This is a genomic window from Streptomyces sp. NPDC039736 (assembly GCF_055596485.1).
In genome coordinates, this window is sequence record NZ_JBVIUQ010000002.1 from 163337 (window position 1) to 175401 (window position 12065).

At 71.2% G+C, this 12065-nt stretch carries 7 protein-coding genes; 2 read left to right on the forward strand and 5 right to left on the reverse strand.

Annotated features, from left to right (window positions below; genetic code table 11):
* Window positions 1-114 precede the first annotated feature (114 nt).
* Complete coding sequence (locus tag ACZ56L_RS05695; RefSeq protein WP_401755271.1) at window positions 115-1002, forward strand: Cof-type HAD-IIB family hydrolase; 888 nt, start codon at window positions 115-117, stop codon at window positions 1000-1002.
* An 81-nt stretch (window positions 1003-1083) separates the two neighbouring features.
* Here ACZ56L_RS05695 and ACZ56L_RS05700 read toward each other — a convergent pair whose 3' ends face one another.
* From ACZ56L_RS05700 to hisC, 5 genes are all read right to left on the reverse strand, one after another.
* Window positions 1084-2820, reverse strand: coding sequence for a GAF domain-containing sensor histidine kinase (locus ACZ56L_RS05700; RefSeq protein WP_471061975.1), 1737 nt, complete (start codon window positions 2818-2820; stop codon window positions 1084-1086).
* Window positions 2821-2970: 150 nt separating this feature from the next.
* The gene (gene cydD, locus ACZ56L_RS05705) at window positions 2971-6543 is read right to left on the reverse strand and encodes a thiol reductant ABC exporter subunit CydD (protein ID WP_471061978.1); all 3573 of its coding nucleotides are present in this window, start codon (window positions 6541-6543) and stop codon (window positions 2971-2973) included.
* 53 nt (window positions 6544-6596) lie between these two features.
* The gene (cydB, locus tag ACZ56L_RS05710) at window positions 6597-7598 is read right to left on the reverse strand and encodes a cytochrome d ubiquinol oxidase subunit II (protein WP_345220807.1); all 1002 of its coding nucleotides are present in this window, start codon (window positions 7596-7598) and stop codon (window positions 6597-6599) included.
* A 15-nt stretch (window positions 7599-7613) separates the two neighbouring features.
* On the reverse strand, window positions 7614-9122 hold the full coding sequence (locus ACZ56L_RS05715) for a cytochrome ubiquinol oxidase subunit I (RefSeq protein ID WP_401755261.1): 1509 nt from the start codon (window positions 9120-9122) through the stop codon (window positions 7614-7616).
* A 260-nt stretch (window positions 9123-9382) separates the two neighbouring features.
* Window positions 9383-10480, reverse strand: a complete 1098-nt coding sequence (gene hisC, locus ACZ56L_RS05720; protein ID WP_468690940.1) for a histidinol-phosphate transaminase — start codon at window positions 10478-10480, stop codon at window positions 9383-9385.
* Between the two features lie 381 nt (window positions 10481-10861).
* Here hisC and ACZ56L_RS05725 point away from each other — a divergent pair, with 381 nt between their 5' ends.
* Window positions 10862-11983 carry a LacI family DNA-binding transcriptional regulator gene (locus tag ACZ56L_RS05725; RefSeq protein ID WP_345220812.1) on the forward strand — a complete coding sequence of 374 codons (1122 nt, stop codon included), beginning with the start codon at window positions 10862-10864 and terminating at the stop codon, window positions 11981-11983.
* The last annotated feature ends 82 nt before the right edge of the window (window positions 11984-12065 follow it).

The window sequence follows — 12065 nt, forward strand, 5'->3', positions numbered from 1 at the left end:
GACGTGGGCCGCTCCCTCTCTGCGTCCCCCGCAGAGGCGTGACCCAGCAGACCGCGTCCCCTCAGATGTGCGGCCTTTCGCACGTCCGTGCGTTCCATGCGGGAAGATGAAGCGATGACCTCAGCTACCGACTTCCGCTCCCGCCCGGCCGACGACCCCGAAGACGGCACCGGCGGTGCCACGGCCGTCCGTCTGATCGCCACCGACCTGGACGGCACCCTGCTGCGCGACGACAAGTCCGTCTCGGAACGCACCGTCGCCGCCATGGCCGCCGCCGAGGCCGCCGGCATCGAGGTCTTCTTCGTGACCGGCCGCCCGGCCCGCTGGATGGACGTCGTCAGCGCGCACGTCCACGGCCACGGCCTCGCCATCTGTGCCAACGGCGCCGCCGTCGTCGACCTGCACGCGGGCGGGGAGCTCATCGAGGTCCACCCCCTGGAGCGGCCCGACGCCCTCGCCACCGTGGCCGCGCTGCGCGCCGCCGCCCCCGACACCTCCTTCGCGGTGGAGCTGACCACGGGCATCCACTACGAGCCCGACTACCCGCCCTTCCAGTTCGACCCGGCGGCGAGCATCGGCACCGCCGAGGAACTGCTGCGCGCGCAGGACCCCGGCCCGGGCACCCCCGTGATCAAGCTGCTCGCGCACCACCCCGCGATGGCCCCGGACGACTTCCTCGACCTGGCCCGTGCCGTCGTCGGCACCCACGGCTCGGTCACCCGCTCCAGCACGACCGCGCTCCTGGAGATCAGCGGCCCGGGCGTCTCCAAGGCGAGCACCCTGGCCCGCTGCTGCGCCGAGCGCGGCATCCTCCCGGAAGAGGTCGTGGCCTTCGGCGACATGCCGAACGACATTGAGATGCTGGCCTGGGCGGGCCGCTCGTACGCCATGGGCAACGCCCACCCGGCGGTGCTGGCCGTCGCTTCGGGGCGCACCGCTCCCAACGAGGAGGACGGGGTCGCAGCGGTCATCGAGCAGATCCTGGCCGAGCGGCAGCGGTAGCAGCGACACCAGGAGCCACAGGCAGTGAGGGGCGCCATCCGGGAGGACGCCCCTCACCTGTGTCCGCCTCGGCGACGCCCACTACAACGGCGCCTCCCACACCACCGTCGTCCCTCCGCCGTCCGCGCCCAGCCCCGGACCGTACGAGCTCGACCCGCCCAGCGCCTCCGCCCGCCGCCTCAGGTTCCGCAGCCCGCTGCGCCGGCCGCCCTCCGGGATGCCGACCCCGTCGTCCGCCACGGTGAGCCGCACCGCGCGCTGCCCGTCGTCCAGCGCCACCGTCGCGTCCACGACCACCTCGATACGGGAGGCCGCCGCGTGCCGGAAGGCGTTCGACAGCGCCTCGCGCAGCGCCGCGATCAGGTTCTTCCCGGTCAGTTCGCCGACCAGCGCGTCCACCGGACCCACGAAGCGGTGCCCGGGCTTGAAGCCCAGCGGGACCGCCGCCATGTTGATCTCGCGCAGCACCCTGGTGCGCAGCCCGGACGGCGCCTCGGCCGGCCCCTGCTGGAGCGCGAAGATCGCGGTACGGATCTCCTGGATCGTCACATCCAGCTCGTCCACCGCCTTGCCGACCCCCTCCTGGACCGCCGGAACGACCGACCTGCGCTGGGCGCTCTCCAGCATCATCCCGGTCGCGAACAACCGCTGAATGACGAGATCGTGCAGGTCACGGGCGATCCGGTCGCGGTCCTCGTACACCGCGAGCCGCTCACGGTCGCGCTGCGACTCGGCCATCATCAGCGCCAGCGCCGCCTGCGAGGCGAACTGAGTGGCCAGTGTCCGCTCCGCCTCGGTGAACGGCTTCCCGCCCCGCCCCCGCGGAGTCGCCAGCGCGCCCAGCACACGGCCGCCGCTGCGCAGGGGCAGCAACATGCTCGGCCCGTACCGCGCGGACATCCGGGTGATCATGCGCGGGTCGGTGGCGGAGTCCTGGACGAACACCGACTCACCGCCCAGCAGCAGCTTCACGATCGGGCTCTCCGCCGGCATCACCTTGCCCAGCGTCTCGCCGGGGTTCTCGGAGGACACCGCCGCGATCTCCAGACCGCCGTCCTCGGTGGGCAGCAGCACCATCCCGGCGTCCGAGTCCGCCAGCCGCCGTGCCTGCTCGGCGACCACGGTGAGCGCGTCATCCACGTCCCCGCCGGACAGCAGGGCCGTCGTCACGGCCACCGAGCCGTCGATCCACCGCTCGCGCTGACGGGCCGCCTCGTACAGGCGGGCGTTGCCGATGGCGATGCCGGCCTCGGTGGCCAGCACCCGCAGCATGTGCAGGTCGTAGTTGTTGAACTCGCCGCCGTCGTTCTTCTCGGTGAGGTAGAGATTGCCGAAGATGTTGCCCTGTACCCGGATGGGGACGCCGAGGAAGGTCCGCATCGGCGGGTGGTGCGCGGGGAAGCCGGCGAAGCGGGGGTCGGCCGTCAGATCCGCGAGCCGCACCGGCTCCGGATCCCTGATCAACGCACCGAGAAGGCCCTTGTGTCCGTCCGGCAGGCGGCCGATGGCGGCCGCCTGCTCGACGGTCACGCCGTACGTCACGAAGTCGGACAGCCCGTCGCCCTCGTCGTCGACGACGCCGATCGCCGCGTACCGGGCGCCGGCCAGTTCCGCGGCGGTCTCGCAGATGCGGTCCAGGGTGGAGTGCAGTTCGAGTCCGGTACCCACCGACCGCATGGCCTCCAGCAGGTGCGGCACCCGCGCGGTGAGCTCGGTCGACAACCCCTGCAGGCTGCGCGTCGCCTCGGTCGCGGCATCGAGGGAGTGCGGTGAGGCGGACCGGCCGTCGGGTACGAGCGGGTCCTGCTGCGCTGACATGCCCTTGAGACTAGTTAGTCCGATTTAAAGGGGAAAGTCGACCGTAGCGCGTTTCGACCACTCCAGAACGCGTTTCCCCCACTTGAGACCCGGTGAGCTGCCGGCCCGCCGTTCCCCAGCGCCGCCCGCCCCACCGCCATCCCCTTTCTCCTACGCCACCGGCTCCGCCGCCCTCTCCCGCTCCAGCATCCGCCGCAGCGGCCCCTCCACCGCGGTCAGCGCCACGAAGTCCCCGCGCTGCACGACCCGCCCCGCGTCCAGCACGACCACCTCGTCCACCGCCTCCAGACCCCGGAGCCGGTGCGTGATCAGCACGGTCGTGCGCCCCTCGGTGGCGGCCAGGAGGTCGGCCGTCAGAGCGTCGGCCGTCGCCAGGTCCAAGTGCTCGGCCGGTTCGTCCAGTACGAGCACGGGGAAGTCGGCCAGCAGCGCCCTCGCCAGCGCGAGCCGCTGCCGCTGCCCGCCGGACAGCCGCGCCCCGTGCTCGCCGACCAGGGTGCCGATCCCCTCGGGCAGCGCCTCGGCCCACTCCCGCAGCCGGGCCCGGCCGAGCGCCTCCAGCAGCACCGCGTCGTCCGCGTCGGTCCTGGCCAGCCGCAGGTTCTCCCGCACCGAACTGTCGAAGAGGTGGGCGTCCTGCGCACACAACCCGACCACCGTCCGTACGTCGTCGCCGTCGAGCGCGTCGGCGTCCGTCCCGCCGATCGTGTACGACCCGGCTTCCGCGTCCAGGAACCGCAGCAGCACCTGGGCCAGGGTCGTCTTCCCGGCCCCGCTCGCCCCGACCACGGCGATCCGCTTTCCGGCCTCCAGCGTCAGGTCCACCTCGCTCAGCGCGTTCCGTTCCTGCCCTGCGTAGCGGGCGGACAGGCCCCGTACCTCGATCGGGAACGGCGACGCGGGCAGCGCCGCGGGCGTCCTCGGCTCCCGAACGGGAAGCAGCGCGTCCAGCACCTCGTACACCCGCTCCGCACTGCGCCGCACCCGCTGCCGGTACTGCACGGCCAGCGGCAGCCCGGTCACCGCCTCGAACGCGGCCAGCGGGGTCAGCACCACCACCGCCAGCGCCACCCCGGCCAGCCGCCCGTCCGCCACCGCCTGCACCCCGGCCCACGCGGCCCCGACCACGGTCAGCCCGCACACCAGCGCCGAGAGCCCGCCGCCGAGCGCGGTCGCCGAGGCCCCGCGCGAGGCGATCCGGGTCAGTTCCCCGTCCGCCTCCCGCACCGCGGCCAGCCTGCGCCCCAGCGCGCCCGCCACCGTCAACTCGCCGACCCCGCCGAGCAGGTCCGCCACCCGTACCGCCAGCGCACCCCGAGCGGGAGCGAGCTGCCGTTCCGCCCGGCGCGCCGCCGCACCGCTCACCAGCGGCACCCCGACACCCGCGAGCAGCAGCCCGACCGCCAGCACGGCCCCGGCCTCCGGCAGCAGCCAGCCGGTGAAGCCCACGGCGGCCCCGCCCACCAGAACCGCAGCCCCGACCGGCAGCAGCCAGCGCAGCCAGTAGTCCTGCCAGGCGTCCACATCGGCGACGAGCCTGGACAGCAGGTCTCCGCGCCGCGTCTCCCGCAGCCCCGCGGGCGCGATCCGCTCCAGTCGCCGGTACACGGCCACCCGCATGTCCGCGAGCATCCGCAGCACGGCCTCATGCGACACCAGCCGCTCCGCGTACCGGAACACGGCCCGCCCGATGCCGAAAGCGCGGGTCGCGGTGACCGCCATCATCAGATACAGCACCGGAGGCTGCTCGGAGGCCCGCGAGATCAGCCAGCCGGACACCGCCATCAGCCCCACGGCCGACCCCAGCGCCAAGCTCCCGAGCAGCAGCGCCAGCGCAAGCCGCCCGCGTTGCTCGCCCGCGTCGTGCCGCACCCGGCGCAGCACACCGCCCCCTGCGACCGGCGCTGTTTCACGTGAAACATCCACCGCCGCGCCCTCAGCGGCCGAGCTCGTTCCACGGGAAACATCCACTGCGGCCGAACCTGTTTCACGTGAAACATCCACCACCGGGCCCCCCGCCTCCAGGCCCGTTTCACGTGAAACATCGCTCACCGCCGCCCGCGGCGCCCGCGCCCCCGCCGGCACAGCCCCCGCATCCCCCAGCGCCACCACCCGGTCCGCCACCGCCAGCAGCGCCGGCCGGTGCACCACCAGCAGCACGGTCCGCCCCACCGCCAGACGCCGTACCGCCTCGACGATGCCCGCCTCGGTCTCGCCGTCCAGCGCGGCCGTCGGCTCGTCCAGCAACAGCACCGGCCGGTCCGCCAGGAAGGCCCGCGCCAGCGCCAGCCGCTGCCGCTGCCCTGCGGAGAGCCCGGCCCCGTCCTCGCCGAGGAGAGTCTCCACGCCCTGCGGCAGCGCGGCCACGAAATCCTGCGCCCCGGCGTCCCGCAGCGCCTCCAGCACCGCCGCGTCGTCCGCCTCCGGCCGGGCGAGCCGTACGTTCTCGGCGACGGTTCCCGCGAACAGGTGCGGCCGCTGTGGCACCCACGCCACCCGTGCCCGCCACTTCTCCGGGTCCACGGTCGCCAGATCGGTGTCCCCGACCAGCACCCGCCCCGACTCCAGCGGCACGAACCCCAGCACCGCGTTCAGCAGCGTCGACTTGCCCGCACCGCTGGGCCCGACCAGGGCGACGGTCTCCCCCTCCCCGACCTCCAGCGAAGCCGCGTCCAGCGAAGCGGCCGTCCGCCCCTCGTGCCGTACGGTCACCCCCTCGACCCGCAGCGCGCCGACGGCCGGAGCTTCTCCCGAGCCGCCCTCGGGCAGCCCGGTCTCCAGCACCTCGAAGATCTCCTCGGCGGCCGCCAGCCCCTCGGCGGCGGCGTGGTACTGCGCCCCGACCTGGCGCAGCGGCAGATACGCCTCCGGGGCCAGGATCAGGATCACCAGCCCCGTGTACAGATCCAGCTCACCGTGCACGAGCCGCATGCCGATGGTGACCGCGACCAGCGCCACCGACAGGGTGGCCAGCAGTTCCAGCGCGAAGGACGACAGAAAGGCGATCCGCAGCGTCTTCATGGTGGCCCGGCGGTACTCGCCGGTGATGGCCCGGATCTGCTCGGCCTGCGCCTTGGCCCGGCCGAACACCTTGAGCGTCGGGAGCCCCGCGACCACGTCCAGGAAGTGCCCGGACAACCGCGACAGCAACTTCCACTGACGGTCCATCCGGGACTGGGTGGCCCAACCGATGAGAATCATGAACACCGGGATCAACGGAAGCGTCACCACGATGATCGCGGCCGACACCCAGTCCTCCGTGACGATCCGCGCCAGCACCGCCACCGGGACCACGACCGCCAGCCCGAGCTGCGGCAGGTACCGGGAGAAGTAGTCGTCCAGCGCGTCGACACCCCGGGTGGCCAGCGCGATCAGGGAGCCGACCCGCTGCCCCCCGAGCCACCCGGGCCCGAGCCCCGCCGCCCGCTCCAGCAGTCGGCCCCGCAGCTCGGACTTGACCGCCGCGCTCGCCCGGTGGGCGGCCAGCTCGGTCAGCCAGGCCACCAGTGCCCGCCCGGCCGCGACCACGGCCAGCAGGATCAGCGGAGTGCGCAGACCGGCGGAGCCGAGGCCGTCCTCGAAGCCCCCGACCACCACCTCGGCGATGAGCATGGCCTGGGCCACGACCAGACCCGCGCCTGCGAGTCCGAGAACCACGACCGCTCCGAGGAAGAAACGGGTGGCCCGGGCGTACCTGAGCAGACGCGGGTCGATCGGTTTCACGTGAAACATCTCCCACTAGCGAGAACGAACAGCATCAACGGAAGCGGACCGCATCAGTGCGCGTCGGCGATGTGCTGCGTGCCGATCCGCTTCCTGAACACCCAGTACGTCCACCCCTGGTAGAGCAGCACCAGCGGCGTCGCGATGCCGGCGCACCAGGTCATGATCTTCAGGGTGTACGGGCTGGACGAGGCGTTGGTGACCGTGAGGCTCCAGGCGTCGTTCAGCGAGGACGGCATGACGTTCGGGAAGAGCGTCAGGAAGAGCATGGCGAAGGCGGCCGCGATGGTGACACCCGACAGGGCGAACGACCAGCCTTCGCGACCCCGCTTGATCAGCGCGACCGCGGCGACCATGGACAGCGCCGCCACGAGCAGCGCGACGAGGCTTGCGGTGTCGCCCTTGTCGGCCTGGGTCCAGACCAGGAAACCGATGGCCAGCACCGCGGCCACCAGACCGGTCCTCACCGCGAGCGCGCGCGCCCGCATCCGGATGTCACCGACCGTCTTGAGCGCCGCGAACACCGCGCCGTGGAAGGTGAAGAGGGTGAGCGTGACCAGCCCGCCGAGGAGGGCGTACGGGTTGAGGAGGTCGAAGAAGTTCCCGACGTACTCCATGTCCGCGTCGATCTTCACGCCGCGCACGATGTTGCCGAAGGCGACGCCCCACAGGACGGCGGGCAGCAGGGAGGTCCAGAAGATCGCGTGCTCCCAGTTGGTCTGCCAGCGCGCTTCGGCCCGCTTGTGCCGGTACTCGAAGGCGACGCCCCGGACGATCAGGCAGGCCAGGATGAGCAGGAGCGGCAGGTAGAACCCGCTGAAGAGGGTGGCGTACCACTCGGGGAAGGCGGCGAAGGTGGCGCCGCCGGCGGTCAGCAGCCAGACCTCGTTGCCGTCCCAGACGGGTCCGATGGTGTTGATCAGGACCCGCCGTTCCTTGCGGTCCCTGGCGAGCAGCTTGGTGAGGACGCCGATTCCGAAGTCGAAGCCCTCCAGGAAGAAGTAGCCGATCCACAGGACGGCGATGAGCACGAACCAGACGTCGTGGAGTTCCACAGCAGTTCCCCAGTCCTAGTACGAGAAGGCCATCGGCCGGTCGGGATCGCGGTCGTCGCCGCCGATCTTCGTGGGCGGGTTGAGGTCGGCCTCGGTGAGTTCCGGCGGGCCGAGCTTCACGTACTTCACCAGCAGCCGGACCTCGATGACGGCGAGCACGGCGTAGAGCAGGGTGAAGACGGTCATCGAGGTGATGACCTCGCCCTGCGAGACACCGGGGGAGACCGCGGCGGAGGTCTTCAGGACTCCGTAGACGACCCAGGGCTGGCGGCCCATCTCGGTGAAGATCCAGCCCCAGGAATTGGCGATGAGCGGGAAGAGCATGGTCCACAGCGCGACGACCCAGTAGAGCGACGCGAGGCGCGGGCTGAGCACCTTGTTGCGGAACAGCACCAGGTTCGGCACCTCGTCCTCGCCGGTTCGCAGAGCCGGTGGGAGCAGGAACTTCCTCCTGGTCAGCCAGAGGCCCAGGATGCCGAGGGCGAAGGACGCCATGCCGAAGCCGATCATCCAGCGGAAGCCCCAGTAGGCGACCGGGATGTTGGGCCGGTAGTCGCCCGGGCCGAACTTCTCCTGCTCGGCCTTGTTGATCTCGTTGATGCCGGGGACGTAGTCGGTGAAGTTGTTGTGGGCGAGGAAGGACAGTATTCCGGGGACCTCGACGGCGACCCGGTTGTGTCCCTTGTCCACGTCACCGATGGCGAAGATCGAGAACGGCGCGGGCGCCTCGCCCTCCCACAGCGCCTCGGCGGCCGACATCTTCATCGGCTGCTGCTCGTACATGATCTTGCCGAGCGTGTCGCCGCTGATCGCGGTCATCAGACCCGCGACCACCACGGTGACCAGGCCGAGCCGCAGCGAGGTCCGCATCACCGGGACGTGCTTCTTGCGGGCCAGGTGGAAGGCCGCGATGCCGACCAGGAACGCCCCGCCGACCAGGAAGGCCGCAGTGATGGTGTGGAAGAACTGGGCGAGCGCGGTGTTCTGGGTGAGCACCTGCCAGAAGTCGGTGAGCTCCGCCCGCCCGCGCTCCTCGTTGATCCGGTAACCGACCGGGTGCTGCATCCAGGAGTTGGCCGCCAGGATGAAGTACGCGGACAGGATCGTGCCGATCGAGACCAGCCAGATGCAGGCCAGGTGGATCTTCTTCGGCAGCTTGTCCCAGCCGAAGATCCACAGCCCGATGAAGGTCGACTCGAAGAAGAACGCGATCAGCGCTTCGAAGGCCAGGGGAGCGCCGAAGATGTCACCGACGAAGCGGGAGTAGTCGGACCAGTTCATGCCGAACTGGAACTCCTGCACGATGCCGGTGACCACCCCCATCGCGATGTTGATGAGGAAGAGCTTCCCCCAGAACTTGGTCGCCTTGAGGTACTTCTCCTTGTTGGTCCGCACCCAGGCGGTCTGCAGGCCGGCGGTCAGCGCGGCGAGCGAGATCGTCAGGGGGACGAACAGGAAGTGGTAGACGGTGGTGATACCGAACTGCCATCGCGCGAGGGTCTCTGGCGCCAGTGCCAGCTCCACGTCGTCTCTCCTTACGTCGCCGAACCCACAGCCCCATGCACGGTCCCGGACGTGCGGGACATCCATCGGGCTGCGCGCCCCGTAAATCCCACACATCATGGGACGAACAGGGACACGCTTGTGAACGCGTTCACATTCACAAGCATTATGTCGCACGTCCATTCGGAGGAATCCAGGGGGGTCCCCCTAAGAAACAGCGGTGCCCCCGCAAGCCGCCACACGGCTCGCAGGGGCACCGGACGCAACGCGCTCCCGCGGGGCTACAGCTCCTTGCGGAACGCCTCCGCCGCCTTCAGGAACAGGTCGTTCGCCTCGACCTCGCCGATCGTCACGCGCACGCCCTCCCCCGCGAACGGCCGCACCACGACCCCGGCCCTGTCGCACGCCGCCGCGAAGTCGGTCGTCCGCTCCCCCAGCCGCAGCCACACGAAGTTCGCCTGCGTCACGGGCACCGTCCACCCCTGGCCGACCAGCGCGTCGTACACCCGGGTCCGCTCGGCGATCAGCGCGTCCACCCGCTCGAGGAGCTGGTCCTCGGCGCGCAGCGAGGCGACGGCCGCCTCCTGTGCGATCTGGCTCACACCGAAGGGCACGGCCGTCTTGCGCAGCGCCGCCGCCACCGGCTCGTGCGCCACGACGAAACCGACCCGCAGCCCCGCGAGCCCGTACGCCTTGGAGAAGGTGCGCAGCACGGCGACGTTCGGCCGGTCCCGGTAGAGCTCGATGCCGTCCGGCACCTGCTCGTCCCGGATGAACTCGCGGTACGCCTCGTCCAGGACGATCAGGATGTCCTTCGGCACCCGGTCCAGGAAACGTTCCAGCTCAGCCCGGCGCACCACGGTGCCGGTAGGGTTGTTGGGGTTGCAGACGAAGATCAGCCGGGTCTTCTCGGTGATCGCGTCGAACATGGCGTCCAGGTCGTGCACGTCGCCTTCGTTCAGCGGCACCTTGACCGAGGTCGCCCCGCTGATCTGCGTGATGATCGGATAGGCCTCGAAGGAGCGCCAGGCGTAGATCACCTCGTCGCCCGGACCGGAGGTCGCCTGGAGCAGCGACTGCGCGACGCCGACCGAGCCCGTGCCGGTCGCCAGGTGGGACACCGGCACGCCGAAACGCTTCGCCAGCTCCTCCATCAGCCCCGTGCAGGCCATGTCCGGGTAGCGGTTGAAGACCCCGGCCGCGGCGATCGCCTGCTCCATGACGCCCGCGAGCGGCGGATAGGGGTTCTCGTTGGAGGACAGCTTGTACGCCACCGGGCCGTCGCCCTCGGCGGCCGCGGCCGGCTTCCCGGGCTTGTACGTGGGGATGCCGTCCAGCACCGCACGCAGCTTGGGGCTCCCCGCGCTCGTCTCGCTCACTTCAGGTCCTCCTCGACCGTACGTACCGCCAATGCTGCACACCCTATGAGGATTGGGCAGCGCTGCGAAGGGGCCGCAGAAGACCGCCGCCCGTCCGGAAAGCACCGGCGCGCCTCCCTGGGGGGCGCGCCCCCGGTCTGCGCGCGCGCCGGTGGCTCACGCCGTGGCGCGCGTCCCCCGAACCGGTGAGTTGAGACCTGCCCGCAACATACGACAGATGCCGGACGCACCCCGTCAGCCCATGGACTCCACGGCAACGCACCCCCCAACGCCCTTGACTTCCATGGTCATTGAAGATCCAACCCGTGCAAAAACGTGCCTGCCACCGAGCGCATATGCACGGCAGTCAATTGGCCCCCCGCGCCCTAATATCGGCTCGCCATGACAGCAGCAGGGAAGCATCAGGTGAGCCGGACCGAGACACCCCGGCGAGGCAGTCGGCCAGGACGTGCGGGCATCCGGGATGTCGCCGCCGCAGCCGGTGTCTCCATCACGACTGTCTCCGACGCCCTCAACGGCAAGGGACGGCTCCCGGACGCCACCCGCCGCCACGTCCGCGAAGTCGCCGACCGGCTGGGCTACCGCCCCTCCGCCGCGGCCCGCACCCTCCGTACCGGCAAGTCGGGCCTGATCGGTCTGACCGTGACGACGTACGGGGATGAACCTTTCACCTTCACCGAGTTCGCGTACTTCGCGGAGATGGCGAGGGCCGCGACCTCGGCGGCCCTCGCCCGCGGCTACGCCCTCGTCATCCTTCCGGCCTCCTCCCGCCACAGCCCCTTCGACGTGTGGCAGAACGTGGCGCTCGACGGGACCGTCGTCATCGACCCCTCCGACGACGACCAGGTCGTCACCGAGCTGATGCGCCAGGGCCTGCCCGTCGTCTCCGACGGCCGCCCGTCCGGGGCCCTGCCGGTCACCGCCTGGGTCGACAACGACCACGAGGCCGCCGTACTCGATCTCCTCGACCACCTCGCGGACGCCGGCGCCCGCCGCATCGGCCTCCTCACCGGCACCACCACGGACACGTACACCCGGCTCTCCACCACCGCGTACCTGCGCTGGTGCGAGCGCGTCGGCCAGGACCCGGTGTACGAGTCCTACCCGGCGCACGACCCGTGCGCGGGCGCCGTCGCGGCCGACCGGCTGCTCGCCCGCCCGGACCGCCCGGACGCCGTCTACGGGCTCTTCGACCCCAACGGCACCGACCTGCTGGCCGCCGCCCGGCGCTACGGGCTGCGGGTCCCGGAGGACCTGCTGCTCGTCTGCTGCTCGGAGTCGACGGTGTACGCGAGCACCGAGCCGCCCATCACGACGCTCTCGCTCAAGCCGCGCCGGATCGGCACGGCCGTCGTGCAGCTCCTCATCGACGCCATCGAGGGACTGGACACCGGGCACCCGGTCGAGCAGGTGATACCGACCGAGCTCATCATCCGTACGTCTTCCCAGCGACGTCCGCCGCGCACCACGGTGAGCGCCCCGCGGTCGCCGGCGGGGGACTGAGCGCACGGCCCGAGGGGGGCCACGAAGGGGCGGACGGGGCGGCAGGCGGGGAGCCGCCCCGAAATCAACACCGGGACCGATC